Raw genomic sequence first — 16445 nt, 5'->3', positions numbered from 1 at the left:
TCTTATTCGCGTTCGATCCGGATCAATTGCGGCGCCTCGGCGAGGAGGCCATCGGCCGCGATGGCGTCGAGCGCCGCGCGGATGGTCCCTTCGGTGGCGGCGTAGGTGATCAGCACCAGGGGCACCGGCTGGCCGGAGCGGCCATGCGGGTCCTTGCTGGCGGCGCTCTCCGAGCGGCGCTGCAGGATGCTCTCGATGGAGATGTCGCGCTCGGCCATCCGCGTGGCGACGCCGGCCGCGACGCCGGGCCGGTCATGGACCGTGAGGCGAATGTAGTAGCCGCCCTCGTGCCGCTGCATCGCCACCCGCTCCGACGGGGCGAGACTCGCGGCGGGGCGTCCGAAGGTCGGGCGCGCGACGCCGGCCGCGATGTCGGCGATGTCGGCGACCACCGCCGAGGCGGTCGCCTCGCCGCCGGCTCCCGGGCCGATCAGGGTGAGTTCACCCACCGCATCCGCATCGATGGTGACGGCGTTGGTGACGCCCATGACCTGGGCGATGGCGGAGGATTTCGGCACCATCGTCGGGTGGACGCGCTGCTCGATTCCGCCCTCGGCCACCTGCGCGACGCCGAGCAGCTTGATCCGGTAGCCGAGTTCCTCGGCCATGGTGAGATCGAGGGGTTGGATCGCCGAGATGCCTTCCACCGAGACACCCTCGGCATCGATCTCCACACCGAAGGCGAGGCTGACCAGGATGGCGAGCTTGTGGGCGGTGTCGAACCCCTCGACGTCGAAGGTCGGGTCGGCCTCGGCATAGCCCAAGGCCTGCGCGTCCTTGAGGCAGGCCTCGAAGGTCAGGCCCTCCCGCTCCATCCGGGTGAGGATGTAGTTGCAGGTGCCGTTCATGATTCCGTAGACGCGCGACACGGCATTGCCGGTGAGCCCCTCGCGCAGGGCCTTGATGACGGGGATGCCGCCGGCCACGGACGCCTCGTAGGCCAGGGTCACGCCCTTGGCCTCGGCGGCCTTCGCCAGGGCCGCGCCGTGATGGGCGAGCAGGGCCTTGTTGGCGGTGACCACGTGCTTGCCGGCAGCGATGGCGGCTTCCACCGTGGCCTTGGCCGGCCCTTCCGAGCCGCCGATGAGCTCCACCACGCAATCGACCTCGCCCGAGGAGGCCAGGGCGACGGGATCGTCGAACCAGGTCACGCCGGTGAGATCGAGGCCGCGGTCGCGGGTCTTGTCGCGAGAGGAGACGGCGGTGACGCGCACCTCGCGGCCCGTGGCGGCGGCGATGGCTCCTGCGCGGCGAGCCACCATCCGAACGACGGAAGCACCGACGGTGCCGAGACCGGCGACGCCGAGGCGGAGGCTCTGTGACATGGACGCGATCCGTATCTGACTTCGCTCGGCCGAGAGCGGGTTACCCGTCGTCCAAGCCTGTGCGCGACGCCGCTCCTTCGAACGGCCGGCTCTTCTGCAACGAATCCCTGTGTGGTGCAAGAAAACCCGTGGTTCCTCGCGACGCGGCGTCGAGGGGGAAAATCGGAGACCGACGGAGCCGTCCTCCTCAGGGTGCGGAACGCCGATCGTCAACCACTGCCTCGAAGCGCCACGCCGTGGCGATGAGGCCGTACAGGACAGCGGCGTTGAGGCAATGCCAGAGGAAATGGGTGCCGATCGGCAGGCTCGGGCAGAGGGCGGCGTCCAGGGTCCGGAAGGTCAGGGAGAGGGCGAACAGCGCGGCGATGGCGAGGAGCGAGAGGCCGGCGCGGCTCCGTGCCGGGCCGAGGAAGCATGTCTGTGGCATCAGCAAGCCGGCGGCGACGCCGACGAGGGCGAGGATGGCGGGTGCGTAGGCGACGGAGCCGTTGCTCAAGCGGTCGACGGATTGGCCCGTGAGCGCGTCGAGGGCCGGTTCCAGCCCGGCCGCGAAGCCGGCAAAGCCGAGTGTCGTCAGGATCGCCGGAGCGAGGGAAAGGCCGAGGAGACGCCGAAGGGCCAGGAAGAAATACGCGTAGATGAAGAGGGCGATGGGGATGACGTCGGCGAGCATCGCCCAGCGGACGGCGAGGGTGTGGAACAGGAACGACCCGATGCCGACGAGGGCGACGAGCCCGGCCAGCGCCGTCGCCGCCCGGTCGCCTTTCGGGCCGGAGCCGGCGAGGCGGAAGGCCAGGAACGCGGCGACGAGGAAGGCGCCGTTGGAGGCGGCGTTCAGCGGCTCGGCCCAGAAGCCCGCATCCCCGCGCTCGCAATAGGCCCGGATCGGTGCGAACCAGCCGTCGGACATCCTGACTTCCTCCCCCGCGCATGCCTTGCCAGCCCGACGCGAAGGCCCGATGACGGGCAGCCCTCTCCGACCGGATCTCAGAGCCCATGCGGATCGCCACCTGGAACGTCAATTCGATCAAGCAGCGGGTCGGCCATCTCGTCGGCTTCCTCGACGAGGCCAAGCCCGACGTGGTCTGCCTGCAGGAGCTGAAATGCCAGGACGAGGGCTTTCCCCGCGCCGAGCTCGAGGCGGCGGGCTACGCCGTCGAGACGCTCGGGCAGAAAGCCTATAACGGCGTGGCGCTGCTGGTGCGGGCGCCGCTCGGCATGAGCGAGATCCGCCGTGGCCTGCCCGGCGACGAGACCGACGAGCAATCCCGCTACATCGAGGCGCTGATCTCGGGAGAGGATCTGGCCCCCGTCCGGGTGGCCTCGATCTACCTGCCCAACGGCAATCCGACGCCGGGACCGAAATACACCTACAAGCTCGGCTTCATGGAGCGGTTGCGGCTGCATGCGCGCGCGCTCCTGGCCGATGAGGAGGCCCTGGTGCTGGCGGGCGATTACAACGTGATCCCCGAGCCCGAGGACGCGGCGGACGCGAGCGCCTGGGTGAACGACGCGCTGTTCCTTCCCGAGACCCGTTCCGCCTTCCGCGCGCTCCTGGCGGAGGGCTTCACCGAGGCCGTGCGCGCCTGCGACCCCTCCCCCGGCCTCTACACGTTCTGGGATTACCAGGCCGGCTGCTGGCAGCGGAACCAGGGCATCCGCATCGACCACCTGCTGCTTTCGCCGCAGGCGGCTGACCGCCTTGTCTCCGCCTCCGTGCAGAAGCACCTGCGCGGCCTGGAAAAACCCTCGGACCATGTGCCGGTGACGGTCGAGCTGCGACCGCGCTGAACGAGACCCGCGCCATGGATGTGCCAGGCGGGGCAGGACAGGTGAACGAATGATCCGTCCCCGGAGCCATCCGGAGACGATCCTCCGTCACCGGGCGGTCATGCGGATGCCGTAACGGCCCTGGCGTCGATCACGCCAACCAGCGACGCGAGACCTCGCATGACGCGCGCAGCACGGGCCATCCGCCGCGAGACGAGTCTGGGGCTCACCCAGGCCGTCCATCGCAACCGGGCTTTCTCGAAGGCGGGCGTGTCGGAACGCCTGTTCACGGCGGCCTTCAGCGGTCTGGTCTATCCGCAGATCTGGGAAGATCCGGTGGTGGACATGGCGGCACTCCGGCTGCAGCCCGACGACCACGTCGTCACCATCGCCTCCGGGGGCTGCAACGCGCTCTCCTACCTTACGGCCAACCCGGCCCGGATCAGCGCCGTCGACCTCAACGGCGCCCATGTGGCCCTGGGGAAGCTCAAGCTTGCCGCCCTCCGGCATCTGCCCGACCATGGCGCTTTCTTCGGCTTCTTCGGCCGCCCTGCCCGGCCCGAGAACGTCGCTGCCTATGACGAGATCATCCGCCCGCATCTCGACGCCACGTCCCGCGCCTATTGGGAGGCCCGACGCCTCGACGGGCGCCGCCGCATCTCGGCCTTCGAGCACGGCTTCTACCGCTACGGCCTGCTCGGGCGTTTCATCGGCGCGGGCCATTGGCTCGCCCGCCGCTATGGCTGCGATCTCGGTGCCGTTCTGAAGGCGCGGGACCTCGCCGAACAGCGGACGATCTTCGAGAAGGAACTGGCCCCGCTCTTCGAGAAGGCCTTCATCGGCTGGCTCATTCGCCAGCCGGCCTCGCTCTACGGTCTCGGCATCCCGCCCGCGCAATACGTAGCCCTGGCGGGCGACGGCCCCGGCGGGATGGCGGCCGTCTTGCGCCACCGTCTCGAGCGTCTCGCCTGCGGCTTCCCGATCCGATCCAACTACTTCGCCTGGCAGGCCTTCGGCCGCGCCTACGACACCGCGCCCGACGCATCGCTGCCGCCCTATCTCCAGGCCGGGAATCATGCGGCCCTGCGCGAGCGCGCCGGCCGCCTCGACTTCCGCCAGCAATCGATGACCGAATTCTTGCGGGAGAGCCCGGCCGCCAGCGTCGATGCCGTGATCCTCCTCGATGCGCAGGACTGGATGACGGATGCCGACCTCACCGACCTGTGGACCCAGATCACCCGCGCGGCCCGGCCCGGCGCCCGCGTGATCTTCAGGACGGCGGCGGACGAGCGCCGGCTGCCCGGCCGGGTGCCGGATTCCATCCTCGGTGCCTGGGATTATGCCGAGGAGGAGAGCCGCCGCCTCAGCGAGCAGGACCGGTCGTCGATCTACGGGGCGTTCCACCTCTACCGGCTGGCCTCGTCGTGAGCGAGGCGGCGCGGCTGATGGACCGGATGTACCGGCACCAGCGGCACATCTACGATGCGAGCCGGAAGTTCTACCTCCTCGGCCGCGACGGCATGATCGCGGATCTCCGCCCGCCCGCCGGGGGCAGCGTGCTGGAGATCGGCTGCGGCACCGGGCGCAACCTCGTGCGCATCGCGCGGACCTACCCGGACGCCCGCTGCTTCGGCCTCGACGTCTCGGCCGAGATGCTCGATACGGCGGGCCGTGCCACCGCCCGAGCGGGCCTCGCCCACCGCATCCGCCTCGCCCGTGGCGATGCCACGGACTTCGACCCCGCCGCCCTGTTCGGGGAGGCCGAGTTCGACCGGATCGTGATCTCCTACGCCCTGTCGATGATCCCGCCCTGGCGCGCCGTCCTCGCCGAGGCCGCCGGTCACCTCGCGCCCGGCGGCGCCCTGCACGTGGTCGATTTCGGCGATCAGGGCGGTCTGCCCATGCCGGCCCGATGGCTGCTCAACCGATGGCTCGCGGGGTTCCACGTCACTCCGCGTCAGGGGCTCGCCGACACTCTCGGCGAGGTCGCGCGGACGTCGCTCCGACGCGCCCGGATCGTGCAGCGGTTCGGCGGCTATGCCGTGCATGGGGTGATCGAGCCGGATCGAAGCCCTATCTGAGGGGTCGGACGGCAAGAGCCATTCGGCCTGCCCCTTCCTCCCGCCACAACAGGTTGTTTCTCCGCATGATTCTCTACGGCACGAGCTATTCGCCCTTCGTCCGCAAGATCCTCGTCACGCTGGCCGAGAAGGACGTCGCTTTCGAGCACAAGCCCGTCTTCTTCCACGCGCCGGACGAGTCGTTCCAGGCCTGCAGCCCGCTCGGCAAGATCCCGGCGATCGAGGATGACGGCTTTCGGCTGGCCGATTCCTCGGCGATCTCCGCCTATATCGAGGCCAAGCACCCGAATCCGGCCCTGTGGCCGCAGGCGCCGAAGGAGCGCGCACGCGCCGTCTGGTTCGACAAGTTCGGCGATACCGAGCTGTTTCCGGTGCTGATCAAGCCCTTCGCCGAGCGCGTGGTGAAGCCCGTCCTAATGGGCAAGCCCGGAGACGAGTCCGTGGCGGTGAAGGCGGTGACGGACGAGTTCCCGAAGCTCTACGATTACCTGGAGAGCCAGATCGACGGCCCCTACCTCGTGGGCGGCGCCTTCAGCATCGCCGACATCGCGGTCGCCACGACCTTCCACAACCTCCGGCTCGCCAAGGAGCCCGTCGATGCGAGCCGCTGGCCGAAGCTCGCCGCCTATATCGACGCGACGCTCTCGCGTCCGTCTTTCGTCACGGCGATCGCGGCGCCGACGAACTGAGCCAGCCGGGAGACGGCTGTTGCTTCCTTCCCGGATCGCCTGGAGCGCTCTCCGCCGAAGTGGATGCCGGTTCGGCGAAAAAGAGCGCGGCACAACAAAAGCCTAGAGATGTGCCCCGACCCGAGGTGGTCGGGCGCAGCTCTAGCGACGGCGCCGGGACGATCCGGTGACCTGCGATTGAGCCTGGAGGGCCTGGGCCTGAGCCTGGGCCTTCTCTTCTTCCGAGGCGGTGGCCCAGGCCTTATCGGACAGGATGACGATCCAGTCGTCCTTGCGCCCTTGCGCCGATTCCCGCGCCAGCGACAGCCACATCAGGCCACGGGCCCGCTGGGCCGGAACGCCCTGCCCGTTCACCAAGAGGTCACCCAGCAGAGCCTGGGCCGGAGCATGGCCCTTCTCGGCGGCGAGGTTGAACCAGCGCGCCGCCTGACGCGGGTCGGCATCCACGCCGGTCCCTTCGAGGTAGAGTCGCGCGAGATTGTACTGGGCGTTCGGGTCGCCGAAATACGACGCCGCGTAGTTGAACATGTCGTAGGCCCGCTCCGGGTTCGGGCGCACGTAGGTGCCCTTGATCCCGTCGAGGAAATACGTGCCGAGCGCCGTGAAGGCGCTGGCGACGACGCCGGAATTCTGGGTGTCCGGCCCGTCGTCGGTGTTGTCGTCGGCGATGCGCGAGAAGAACTCGAAGGCCTTCAGGTCGTCGTGGGGCACGCCGTCGCCCTCGGCATACATTCGGCCGAGCTTCCACAGGGCGAGGGCGTGGCCCTGGCCGGCGGCGTATTCGAGGGCGCGGGCGGCACCCTCCTTGTCGCCGGCATTGTAGTCGCGGACGCCCGAGCGAAGGGCTTCGCGCGCCGTGCGGTAACCGCCCGTCGCGGGCACGGGCGTGCGCGCGGCGGGGTCCAGCGCCAGGGCCGAGGTGGCGCCGACGAGGAGCAGCGCGAGGGCCGCTCCCATCCGCCTCACCCGACGTGCGGCGCGACCGGGATCGGCCCCTGCCGGCCGTGCGGGCCGGCGAAGGTCAGTCCTAGACATCCGCATAGGTTTGAATCTCCTCGGCGCCCCCGGGATGGGTGACGGCGCCGTCCACCGCGGGACCGACGGTCTGCATGTATTTCCAGAGATAGCCGGAGGTCGCGGTGTTGGTCCGCGGCGTCCATTCCGCCCGCCGCTTGGCGAATTCCTCGTCGGTCACGGCCACGTCGAGCGTGCCCTTGATCGCGTCGAGGGTGATCATGTCGCCATCGCGGATCAGGCCGATCGGCCCGCCGATGGCGGCTTCGGGACCCACATGGCCGACGCAGAAACCGCGCGTCGCGCCGGAGAAGCGGCCGTCGGTGATGAGCGCGACTTTGTCGCCCATGCCCTGGCCGTAGAGCGCGGCGGTGGTCGACAGCATCTCGCGCATGCCGGGGCCGCCCTTCGGGCCTTCGTAGCGGATGACGAGAACCTCGCCCTCCTTGTAGGTGCGCTTCTGGACCGCCTCGAAACACGCTTCCTCGCCGTCGAACACGCGGGCCGGGCCGGTGAAGACCTGCTTGTCTTCCGACATGCCGGCGACCTTCACGATGGCGCCCTGAGGCGCGAGGTTGCCGCGCAGGCCGACGACGCCGCCGGTGACGGTGATGGGCGCGTTGGCGGGCCGGACCACGTCCTGGTCAGGGTTCCAGGCCACATGCTCCATGTTCTCGGCGATCGTGCGGCCGGTCACCGTCATGCAGTCGCCGTGGATGAAGCCGTGGTCGAGGAGCGTCTTGATCAGGAGCGGAATACCGCCGACCTCGAACATGTCCTTGGCGACGTAGCGTCCGCCCGGCTTCAGGTCGGCGATGTAGGGCGTGCGCTTGAAGATCTCGGCCACGTCGAACAGGTCGAACTTGATGCCGCATTCATGCGCGATCGCCGGCAGATGCAGGGCCGCGTTGGTGGAGCCGCCCGAGGCCGCGACGGCGGCGGCGGCGTTCTCCAGGCTCTTGCGGGTGACGATGTCGCGCGGGCGGATGTTCTTGGCGATGAGCTCCATCACCTTCTCGCCCGCGGTCATGCAGAATCTGTCGCGGATCTCGTAAGGGGCCGGGGCGCCCGCCGAGTAGGGCAGCGCGAGGCCGATGGCCTCGGAGACCGTGGCCATGGTGTTGGCGGTGAACTGCGCGCCGCAGGCCCCGGCCGAGGGGCAGGCGACCTGCTCCAGCTCGTCGAGATCGTCGAGGCTCATGTCGCCGACGGCGTGCTTGCCCACCGCTTCGAACAGGTCCTGCACCGTGACGGGCTTGCCTCGGAACGAGCCGGGCAGGATCGAGCCGCCATAGATGAAGATCGACGGCACGTTGAGACGCACCATGGCCATCATCATGCCCGGCAGGGACTTGTCGCAGCCGGCCAGCCCGACGAGGGCGTCGTAGGCATGGCCGCGCATGGTCAGCTCGACCGAATCGGCGATGACCTCGCGGGAGGGCAGAGAGGCGCGCATGCCGGCATGGCCCATGGCGATGCCGTCGGTGACGGTGATGGTGCAGAACTCGCGCGGCGTTCCGTTGGCGGCGGCGACACCCTTCTTCACCGCCTGCGCCTGGCGCATCAGCGAGATGTTGCAGGGCGCGGCCTCGTTCCAGCAGGAGGCGACGCCCACCAGCGGCTGGTGAATCTGTTCCTTGGTGAGACCCATGGCGTAGAGATACGAACGGTGCGGCGCCCGCTCGGGCCCTTCCGTGACGTGGCGGCTCGGAAGCTTCGACTTGTCTGTGGTACGCACGTCCATCGTCTCTCTCGGCCCCGGTCTCAGGCGCTTCGGGTGAAGCCCGGCTGTCGGCTCTCAACGCGATGGCATGCGACGCCGGTGAAGCGTCGTTCGACACCGTGAAACGCAGTCTCGGAATTCAGCGGTAAAGTGTTGGGGAAACTGTCGTTTACCGCGGATGTTGAGGTGGTCCCGGTTTATGGCGGGATCGCGGCGAATGAGGGCGTCTCCCAAGGCGAAGTCGGGATGCTTTCGCGGTGTTGCGACCCCGCCACAGCCACGCTTCGTCGGTGAGGACGGCGGGCGGGATCGGAGTCGGGGAGCGTTCGGCAAGACGATGCGCTGCGCCGCGAGCGGTGACGCGGCCCTAAATGGCGGATCTTCCGGGACGAGGGAGCGCGTGGCGCTCGGGCTTCGCGGATGGCGTAGGCCGTTTCGTCAGGTCCGGGATGCGGTATCGATTCCGTCTTCCAGAGCCTGCTGACGCGGCGGCGGCTCTAGTTCCGGCCCGCTGCCGTCCTTGAGGTTCACGCCCGTGATTCCGCGCACGAAGGCCTCGCGCAGGAGCCAGTCGAGCTTGAACGCGGCGAGGTCGTGCGAGAGCCCGGCGGGTCGGACGTTCGAGATGCAGTTGCGTTCGGCATCCGAACGCCCGACGCGCGGGTCGAGGGTCAGGTAGATGCCGAGGCTGTCGGGCGAGGACAGGCCGGGCCGCTCGCCGATGAGCACGGCGACGGCACGGGCCTTCAGCGCCGCGCCGATCCCGTCGCCGAGGGCGACGCGCCCCTGCGTCGCCACCACGATGGGAGCCAGCGTCCATCCGGCCTTGTCGATATGCGGCTTGAAGGCGGCGAGGAACCCGGCCGCGCCCTCGTGCACCGCCCGGGCCGAGAGGCCGTCCGCCACGACGATGGCGAGGTCCACCGGCTCAGAAGGTTTTTCGGCCAGGATCGTCGCGCTGTCCTCGCCGAGCGTGCGGCCGAGGTCTGGCCGGCGCAGGTAGGTGGCGCGGTCCGGCGCCGCCGAGGCGAGGGTGAGGGTGGGATAGCCCAGCGCCTCGATCCCCGCGGCGACCTCGGCGGCATCCATCGGCGTGTGGACCGCGTCCCGCGCCTGGGCATGGGCGAGGCCGAAGCGCAGTACCTCGATGGTGGGCATGCCGGTGCCGGCGCGCCCGAGGCCGATCCGCGCCGGCGTCAGGCGGCTCAATCTGGTCCACGGATCCTCGGAGATGTCCTCGGCGCTCATGCGGCGATCCCCTTCTGCGCGGACAGGCCGGGAGCCGCCGCGATGAGCCGCGCGCTCGGTCCCTCGGGCAGGAGTGCGCCCTCAGCGTCGGTCAGGCCGATCTGTTCGAGCCACGCCTCGAATTCCGGCGCGCGTTTCAGGCCGAGCACCTCCCGCACGTAGAGCGAGTCGTGGAACGAGGTGGATTGGTAGTTCAGCATCACGTCGTCGGCGCCGGGAATACCCATGACGAAGGTGCAGCCGGCCGCTCCCAGCAAGGTCAGCAGCGTGTCCATGTCGTTCTGGTCGGCTTCAGCATGGTTGGTGTAGCAGACGTCGCAGCCGAGCGGCAGGCCCATGAGCTTGCCGCAGAAATGGTCCTCCAATCCGGCCCGGATGATCTCCCGCCCGTCATAGAGGTATTCCGGCCCAATGAAGCCCACCACCGTATTGACGAGAAGGGGCCGGAACGGACGAGCGACGGCGTAGGCCCGTGCCTCAAGGGTCTGCTGGTCGATGCCGTGATGGGCATTGGCCGAGAGCGCCGAACCCTGCCCGGTCTCGAAATACATGCAGTTGTCGCCCACCGTGCCGCGTTTCAGGGCAAGGGCGGCTTCATGCGCCTCCTTCAGAATGGGAAGGGTGACGCCGAAACTGGCATTGGCCTTCTGCGTGCCCGCGATCGACTGGAACACGAGATCCACCGGCAGGCCCCGGTTCATCGCCTCCAGGGTGGTGGTGACATGGGTAAGGATGCAGCCCTGCGTCGGGATCGAGAGACGCTGGATCAGGTCGTCGAAGAGGTGGAGCAAACCGCTCAGGGTGGAGACCGAATCCGAGGCGGGATTGAGCCCGATCACGGCATCGCCGCAGCCATAGGACAACCCGTCGACGATGGCGGCGGTGATGCCGGCGGCATCGTCGGTGGGATGGTTCGGCTGGAGCCGGACGGAAAGCCGGCCGGGCAGGCCGATCGTGTTGCGGAACTTCGTCACAACCCGGCATTTGCGTGCCACGAGGATCAGGTCCTGATGGCGCATGATCTTCGAGACGGCGGCGGCGATCTCCGGCGTGATGCCGGGCGAGATCCGGGTCAGCGTCTCTGAGGACGCCTTGATCAGGAACTCGCGGAAATCGCCGACGGTGAGATGCGCGATCTCCCTGAAGGCCACCGCATCGTGCGTGTCGAGGATGAGGCGGGTGACGTCGTCCTCCTCGTAGGGAATGAGGGGTTTCGCCAGGATCTCCGACAGCGACACCTCGGACAGGCACCAGCGCGCCGCCATCCCCTCTTCCGCCGATTCCGCCGCGATGCCGGCGAGCCGGTCGCCCGAGCGCAGCGGGGTGGCCTTGGCCATGAGCGTCGCGAGATCCGCGAAGACGTGGGTCTTGGGGCCGACGATGTGGCGATAGGTCATGTCTCAATGCTCCTGCATCGCCGTCGCGAAAACCATGCGTCGCGAAAATCGAGCCACCCGGCAGGGTGGTTATCCCACCTCTCGCCTTGGGCTGAAAAGACCGAGCTCCCGAAAGATCTGCGCCTCGAGGACGGCGCGAAGGACGAGGCCGAACAGGGAGAACGGGAGAATCAGAATTTCCGTGAGGATCGAGGGCGGCGTCCCTGCCCTACCGGCTGGCTGATCGCTGGAGGCGAAGACCAGAATGCCTAGAAGGAGCGCGAGCGCTACGAGCGGTAGGGCCACGCGAAAGCCGATGTAGAAGATGGTCCAGACCTGACCGGCCGTGGCCCGAAACGCGGCCTGCGGCGTGACCTCCAACCCCTCGATCGCGAGGGTGGGTCCGACGGTGAAGAGACGGCTTGTCAGCCAGATGGTGAGGACGAAAGCGGGAATCATCAGGAGACCGAGCGCAGCCATGGGAAGGATCGCCACCCGCGCCCACAGGATGCCGATGAGAAACCATCCGAGGTGATAGGCGATAAGATCCTTCCGCCGCATCGCCTCGTTCAGCAGGGTCTGGGCGCTCTCCGGCCGCAAGCCGAGGACATGACGATAGATCGCCATCGTGTAAGGGACGAGGAGGATGGTGACGGCGATCTCGATGAGAGCGGCCGTCAGTGATCCGCTCGAGTTTTTCGAACCGCTCATACGGGCGGTGAGGAGAGACTGAACGATCAGGGCGAGGGCGGCGAGCCCCGTCTCGCGCCACAGGGAAGTGACCGCGCGAAACGCATCGCGGTAAGCCGCGGATGTGGATCCGCGCGTCTGAAGAGGGGCTGCCATCCTGCCTCGTTCCCTACCGTCGTGCGCATGGAAAAACCGATCTATAGCCGGCCGAACCAGCGTTCGACTGAAAAAAGCGAGGGTGATCCCCTTTAATTCAGTATCAGGCATAGGAGGGGGCAGGGCTTAGCGTCCGGCGGGATGTGTCGGCTCGATGTCGACCCCACATGACATCCCCTCCGAATATCGCGCGTGCCTCCTTCCAGATGAACCGGGCGCGGATCACAGGATGCCGTCATCCTGTGATCCTGTCGTTCAGGCCGCGCCCGCATGCGGGGCCGGCAACTCCGTCGAGATCGCGTCGACCGTGCGCTGGGGCGGGCTGCCGACGCCGTCGGAGCGGGCGATGCGGATTTGCTGGTTGACCGGCTGCATGTTGCCATAGGGCGTCGAGAACGCAATCTCGGCCGCATCCCGGCCGACGCCGATGCGGACCAGGCCGTCGAGATCGGCCTGACGGGTGGCGTCGAACAGCCACCAGCGGCCGTCGAGATAGGCCTCGAACACCGCGTGGAAGTCGCTCGGTACGAGCCCGTGGGCATAGCAGCTCACGAAGCGGGCGGGGATGCCCAGGGCCCGGCAGAAGGCCGTTCCGATGTGAGCGAAATCGCGGCACACGCCGGCGCGCTTGAGCAGGCTCTCGTCGGCCGTCGTCTCGCCGTCGCTGGTGCCGGGCTGATAGGTCAGGTGATCGTGGATCCAGTTGCAGATCGCGTTGACGCGCTGATGTCCCTTGGGGTGCGCCCCGAACTCGGCCTGCGCGAAGGGCGTCAGCCGGTCGGAGGAGACGAAGCGGCTCGGCAGCAGGAAGGGAAGGATGTCGAGGGGAAGCTGCGAGATCGGCGTCTCGTTGATCGTGGCCGGATCGGCCCGGTGGACGGTGAGTTCGACCTCGGCGTTGTACTCAAGGGAGAACTGGCCGGCGGGGACGTTCACGCCGAGATAGCGGTTCTGCAGGTCGGGCGAGATGTAGATTTCCCGCTTCAGGTCCGGCTTGAGCGTCAGCGTCTCGCTCAGAATCTCGAGGCTCTTCAAACGAGCCACTTCGATATTGAAGATGAAGGTCGTGTCCGAGAGTATGTTATAAGACAGACTGCAACCGAGCGTGTAGCGCATGGACGTTCCTTCCTCCGTTAGGGATGTCCTAGCAAGGATTACGCCCGTCGTGGCGACAAGGATCCTGCGGGAAAGGCCGAGTTCTGCCGTTTCCCGGGGGCAGTGCCAGGGGAGGCGCAGCCCACCCATCGCCCCTTGAGGCCGACCCGTCAGGCGTGGGGGAGCAGGATCACCGTGAGCGAGCGCACGCCCTGCGCGCCGTGGATCAGCACGCCCTCGATGTCGGCGGTGGCCGACGGACCGGTATGGAGCACGGCATAGGCCGCGCGGCCGAAATCCGGCCGGCGATAGGCCGCCTGGATGTTGACCAGGATGTCGGCGGGATCGAGCAGCACGACGAGGTGCTGGGCGAGATAGGCCACCGCGTTCACCTTCAACTCGTCCTGCGTGAACAGCACGGACCCTGTCTCGGCCACGCCGAACACGGCGCGGACGACGGCGACGTCGACATCGGCGAGATCAGCGGGCAACGCCACGCGAGAGAGATCGCGATTGCCGGCGATCTCCGGCACCCCCGAGGCGATCACCGCGCTGTCGTCCAGCCGCTCGCGCACGGCGGAGAAGGGGTCCTCACCCGGAACCGGCGCCGCGATGCGCCCGCCCATGCGCTTCAGGCGCTCGCCGAACTCCGCCACGAGATCGTCGCCGACAAGCGGCTCGAAGTCCGGGATGTCCGGCAGGGGATGGTCGCCGGCGGGGCGGTTCTTACGGATGCGGGCCAGGGTGTCGTCGCGGGAGCTCATCGGCCGACACTCCAACGACGATCACTCGGCCATAGGGCGTCTCTCAGGACGTGGCTCCCCTGGATACTCCCCCTCACCTTCGGCTGCCGCCTCGGCCGGAGTGAGCCGTGGAGCACGACGTTCGGCCCGCTCACGCGTCCGTCTCCGGCTTCTTGTCCATCCGGTTCTGCTTGTACCAGCTGTGGAAGCTCTGGCGCGGGCTGTCGGGCATCTCGCGTCCCTTCCCCCAGGTATTGAGCGGGTTGTAGACCGCAAAGCGCGGCAGCGCCCTGAGGGCGGAATCGGCGGCACCGATGGCGGCGCGGTAGGTGGCGGGCCGGCTCAGCACCTGCCCCGCCGCCTTCATCATGCCCTGCTTCAGGAGCGGGATCTGGTGCTCCTCCGCCAGGACCTTGCGCCAGGCGAAGATCTGCTCGTGAATGTTGATCTTCACCGGGCAGACATTGGTGCAGCTGCCGTTCATGGTCGAGGAGAACGGCAGGGTCGAGTATTTCTGCTTGTTGAAGGTCGGGTCGATGATGAGGCCGATCGGGCCGGAATAGGTCGCGCCGTAGGAAAGGCCGCCGCTGCGCCGGTAGACCGGGCAGGTGTTCATGCAGGCGCCGCAGCGGATGCATTTGAGCGAGGTCCAGAATTCCTTCATGCCGAGCCGCTCGGAGCGGCCGTTATCGACCAGCACGTAGTGCATCTCGCTGCCCTCGCGGGGCGCGCGGAAATGCGAGGTGTACTGGGTGATCGGCGAGCCGAGGGCCGAGCGTGCGAGCAGGCGCAGGAACACGCCGAGATGTTCGATGCGCGGGATCAGCTTCTCGATGCCGATGGAATGGATCTGAAGCTTCGGCACGTTGCCCGAGAGGTCGGCATTGCCTTCGTTGGTGCAGGTCACCACCGTGCCGGTCTCGGCAATGGCGAAGTTGCAGCCGGTCATGCCGGCATCCGCTTCGAGGATGAGCGGCCGCGTATGCATGCGCTGGCTCTCGGCCAGGTAGTGGGCGTCGTCATTCTCCGGGTCGGTGCCCATGGTCTTGGCGAAGACGGCGGCCACGTCGAACCGGGTCTTGTGCACCGCCGGCACCACCACGTGGCTCGGCTCCTCGTTGTCGAGCTGCTGGATGCGCTCGCCGAGATCGGTCTCTATCACCTCGATGCCCGTACCGGCCATGTAGTGCCGGAAGCCGCATTCTTCGGTGAGCATCGACTTCGACTTGATCAACGACTGGGCGCCGTGATCCTTCAGGATGCCGTGGACGATACGGTTGTGCTCGGCCCCGTCCGCCGCCCAATGGACATGGACTCCGTTGGCCTTCGCATTCGCCTCGAATTCTTCAAGATACCGGTCGAGATTCGACAGGGTGTGCGCCTTGATCTGAGAGGCGAGGTCGCGCAACTCCTCCCATTCCGGAATACCGAAGGCCGCCGTGTCGCGCTTCTTGCGCAGGTCCCACAGGCGCTCGTCATGGGCCTTCTGGTGAAGTGGGGCCGCGAGGAAGCGCTCGGCGGCCTCGGCCTGATCGATCGGCCGGTTACCACGAATTTTTGCGCCGCGCGGTTGCGCTTCGCGCACCGCCTTCGCTTTGGGCTCCGCGCCGATCGGCCTCGTGGTCGCTTCGGCGTGATCGAGGCGGCGACCATCCTGGTCGCGCTCGCTCTCGTCGATGGCCTTGGCGACGTCCGGATGGATCATACGGTCGCGGGGACCGCTCTCCTCATGCGCGCTCATGCCGAGACTCCGTTGAGGATGCGGGCGATGTGGATGAACTTGAGCGGCACGCCGATCCGCGCGGCGCAGCCCTTCTGGTGCATCATGCAGGACGAGTCGGACGAGACGACGTATTCGGCCCCGGCACGGCTGTGGTCGCTGACCTTGTCGTAGCCCATCTTGGCCGACACGGCCGGCTCGAACACGCTGAACGTGCCGCCGAATCCGCAGCATTCGTCCGGCCGTGCCGGTGTGACGATCTCGATCCCCTTCACCTTGGACAGGAGATCGAGGGGCTTCGAATAGGCCGGCTTGTTGAGCTCGGAAGGCCGCGCGTGATGGATGCCGCGCAGGGCGTTGCAGTTCGAATGGTAGCCGACCTTGTGTGGGAACTCCGCCCAGGGGAAGGCATCGACCTTCAGCACGTCGTGAAGAAACTCCACCAGTTCGAAGGTCTTGGCACGGACGTCCTTCACCTCGTCCGTCTGCGGGATCGCGGTGAGATGCTCGCGCACCTGATGCACGCAGGAGCCGGACGGGGCGACGATGTAATCGAACGGGGCGAAGTTCCTGACGAAGAGCGCCTCCGTCGCCGCAGCCTCGGCATGGCAACCGGTATTGGTCATCGGCTGGCCGCAGCAGGTCTGGTCGAAAGGATAGGCCACGTCGAGGCCGAAGCGTTCCAGCAATTCCAGCGTCGCGATGCCGACTTCAGGCTCGAAAGCATCGACGTAGCACGGCACGAACAGTCCGATGCGCATGGAAACCGGTCTTCTCTCCTCGGATGCGGCCGCCGTTCAACCCGTCGGCCGCAT

15 protein-coding genes are annotated in these 16445 nt (G+C 67.8%); 4 read left to right on the top strand and 11 right to left on the bottom strand.

Annotation, left to right across the window (positions count from 1 at the left end; genetic code table 11):
• Positions 1-2 precede the first annotated feature (2 nt).
• Together A3OM_RS0106815 and A3OM_RS0106810 are read right to left on the bottom strand one after the other, a co-directional pair.
• Positions 3-1325, bottom strand: coding sequence for a homoserine dehydrogenase (locus A3OM_RS0106815; RefSeq protein ID WP_018042987.1), 1323 nt, complete (start codon positions 1323-1325; stop codon positions 3-5).
• 187 nt (positions 1326-1512) lie between these two features.
• Positions 1513-2235, bottom strand: a complete 723-nt coding sequence (locus tag A3OM_RS0106810) for a ceramidase domain-containing protein (RefSeq protein ID WP_018042986.1) — start codon at positions 2233-2235, stop codon at positions 1513-1515.
• Positions 2236-2321: 86 nt separating this feature from the next.
• Here A3OM_RS0106810 and xth point away from each other — a divergent pair, with 86 nt between their 5' ends.
• The 4 genes from xth to A3OM_RS0106790 all read left to right on the top strand — a co-directional run bounded on the left by xth (position 2322) and on the right by A3OM_RS0106790 (position 5865).
• On the top strand, positions 2322-3116 hold the full coding sequence (gene xth, locus A3OM_RS0106805; RefSeq protein ID WP_018042985.1) for an exodeoxyribonuclease III: 795 nt from the start codon (positions 2322-2324) through the stop codon (positions 3114-3116).
• Positions 3117-3275: 159 nt separating this feature from the next.
• The gene (locus tag A3OM_RS0106800) at positions 3276-4523 is read left to right on the top strand and encodes a DUF3419 family protein (RefSeq protein WP_018042984.1); all 1248 of its coding nucleotides are present in this window, start codon (positions 3276-3278) and stop codon (positions 4521-4523) included.
• A gap of 26 nt (positions 4524-4549) precedes the next feature.
• A complete protein-coding gene (locus A3OM_RS0106795) occupies positions 4550-5176 on the top strand; it encodes a class I SAM-dependent methyltransferase (RefSeq protein ID WP_018042983.1) in 627 nt (208 codons plus the stop codon).
• 65 nt (positions 5177-5241) lie between these two features.
• A complete protein-coding gene (locus A3OM_RS0106790) occupies positions 5242-5865 on the top strand; it encodes a glutathione S-transferase family protein (RefSeq protein WP_018042982.1) in 624 nt (207 codons plus the stop codon).
• Between the two features lie 141 nt (positions 5866-6006).
• On the opposite strand, the gene A3OM_RS0106785 is transcribed toward A3OM_RS0106790, so the two are convergent.
• From A3OM_RS0106785 to A3OM_RS0106745, 9 genes are all read right to left on the bottom strand, one after another.
• Entirely contained in the window at positions 6007-6906 is a 900-nt protein-coding gene (locus tag A3OM_RS0106785; protein WP_026175787.1) for a tetratricopeptide repeat protein, read from the bottom strand.
• Positions 6893-8623, bottom strand: a complete 1731-nt coding sequence (gene ilvD, locus A3OM_RS0106780) for a dihydroxy-acid dehydratase (protein ID WP_018042980.1) — start codon at positions 8621-8623, stop codon at positions 6893-6895. The genes A3OM_RS0106785 and ilvD overlap by 14 nt, the downstream gene beginning before the upstream one ends.
• Before the next feature lie 417 nt (positions 8624-9040).
• Positions 9041-9850 (bottom strand): ethanolamine ammonia-lyase subunit EutC, encoded by an 810-nt coding sequence (gene eutC / locus A3OM_RS0106775; RefSeq protein WP_018042979.1) that lies wholly within the window; start codon positions 9848-9850, stop codon positions 9041-9043.
• Complete coding sequence (locus A3OM_RS0106770) at positions 9847-11247, bottom strand: ethanolamine ammonia-lyase subunit EutB (RefSeq protein ID WP_018042978.1); 1401 nt, start codon at positions 11245-11247, stop codon at positions 9847-9849. Before A3OM_RS0106770 ends, eutC begins: the two co-directional genes overlap by 4 nt.
• A 69-nt stretch (positions 11248-11316) precedes the next feature.
• The gene (locus A3OM_RS0106765) at positions 11317-12072 is read right to left on the bottom strand and encodes a hypothetical protein (RefSeq protein ID WP_018042977.1); all 756 of its coding nucleotides are present in this window, start codon (positions 12070-12072) and stop codon (positions 11317-11319) included.
• A gap of 255 nt (positions 12073-12327) precedes the next feature.
• Positions 12328-13188, bottom strand: a complete 861-nt coding sequence (locus A3OM_RS0106760) for a transglutaminase family protein (protein WP_018042976.1) — start codon at positions 13186-13188, stop codon at positions 12328-12330.
• Positions 13189-13337: 149 nt separating this feature from the next.
• Positions 13338-13931: an LUD domain-containing protein gene (locus tag A3OM_RS0106755; RefSeq protein ID WP_018042975.1), complete on the bottom strand. Its 594-nt coding sequence runs from the start codon at positions 13929-13931 to the stop codon at positions 13338-13340.
• A gap of 130 nt (positions 13932-14061) precedes the next feature.
• Positions 14062-15651 carry a lactate utilization protein B gene (locus A3OM_RS0106750; protein WP_026175786.1) on the bottom strand — a complete coding sequence of 530 codons (1590 nt, stop codon included), beginning with the start codon at positions 15649-15651 and terminating at the stop codon, positions 14062-14064.
• On the bottom strand, positions 15648-16391 hold the full coding sequence (locus tag A3OM_RS0106745; protein ID WP_018042973.1) for a (Fe-S)-binding protein: 744 nt from the start codon (positions 16389-16391) through the stop codon (positions 15648-15650). Before A3OM_RS0106745 ends, A3OM_RS0106750 begins: the two co-directional genes overlap by 4 nt.
• Positions 16392-16445 lie beyond the last annotated feature (54 nt).

The organism is Methylobacterium sp. 88A (assembly GCF_000376345.1).
Taxonomy (GTDB): Bacteria; Pseudomonadota; Alphaproteobacteria; order Rhizobiales; family Beijerinckiaceae; genus Methylobacterium; species Methylobacterium bullatum.
Note: the sequence above shows the minus strand (reverse complement) of the source record. Positions and strands in the feature narration are given on the sequence as shown.

Coding starts and splice junctions, on each gene's coding strand:
- A3OM_RS0106755 (WP_018042975.1), bottom strand. CDS start 13,931: ATGAGCTCCCGCGACGACACCCTGGCCCGCATCCGTAAGAACCGCCCC.
- A3OM_RS0106760 (WP_018042976.1), bottom strand. CDS start 13,188: ATGCGCTACACGCTCGGTTGCAGTCTGTCTTATAACATACTCTCGGAC.
- A3OM_RS0106770 (WP_018042978.1), bottom strand. CDS start 11,247: ATGACCTATCGCCACATCGTCGGCCCCAAGACCCACGTCTTCGCGGAT.
- A3OM_RS0106810 (WP_018042986.1), bottom strand. CDS start 2,235: ATGTCCGACGGCTGGTTCGCACCGATCCGGGCCTATTGCGAGCGCGGG.
- A3OM_RS0106750 (WP_026175786.1), bottom strand. CDS start 15,651: ATGAGCGCGCATGAGGAGAGCGGTCCCCGCGACCGTATGATCCATCCG.
- A3OM_RS0106785 (WP_026175787.1), bottom strand. CDS start 6,906: ATGCGGATGTCTAGGACTGACCTTCGCCGGCCCGCACGGCCGGCAGGG.
- ilvD (WP_018042980.1), bottom strand. CDS start 8,623: ATGGACGTGCGTACCACAGACAAGTCGAAGCTTCCGAGCCGCCACGTC.
- A3OM_RS0106795 (WP_018042983.1), top strand. CDS start 4,550: ATGTACCGGCACCAGCGGCACATCTACGATGCGAGCCGGAAGTTCTAC.
- A3OM_RS0106815 (WP_018042987.1), bottom strand. CDS start 1,325: ATGTCACAGAGCCTCCGCCTCGGCGTCGCCGGTCTCGGCACCGTCGGT.
- eutC (WP_018042979.1), bottom strand. CDS start 9,850: ATGAGCGCCGAGGACATCTCCGAGGATCCGTGGACCAGATTGAGCCGC.
- A3OM_RS0106790 (WP_018042982.1), top strand. CDS start 5,242: ATGATTCTCTACGGCACGAGCTATTCGCCCTTCGTCCGCAAGATCCTC.
- A3OM_RS0106800 (WP_018042984.1), top strand. CDS start 3,276: ATGACGCGCGCAGCACGGGCCATCCGCCGCGAGACGAGTCTGGGGCTC.
- A3OM_RS0106765 (WP_018042977.1), bottom strand. CDS start 12,072: ATGGCAGCCCCTCTTCAGACGCGCGGATCCACATCCGCGGCTTACCGC.
- A3OM_RS0106745 (WP_018042973.1), bottom strand. CDS start 16,391: ATGCGCATCGGACTGTTCGTGCCGTGCTACGTCGATGCTTTCGAGCCT.
- xth (WP_018042985.1), top strand. CDS start 2,322: ATGCGGATCGCCACCTGGAACGTCAATTCGATCAAGCAGCGGGTCGGC.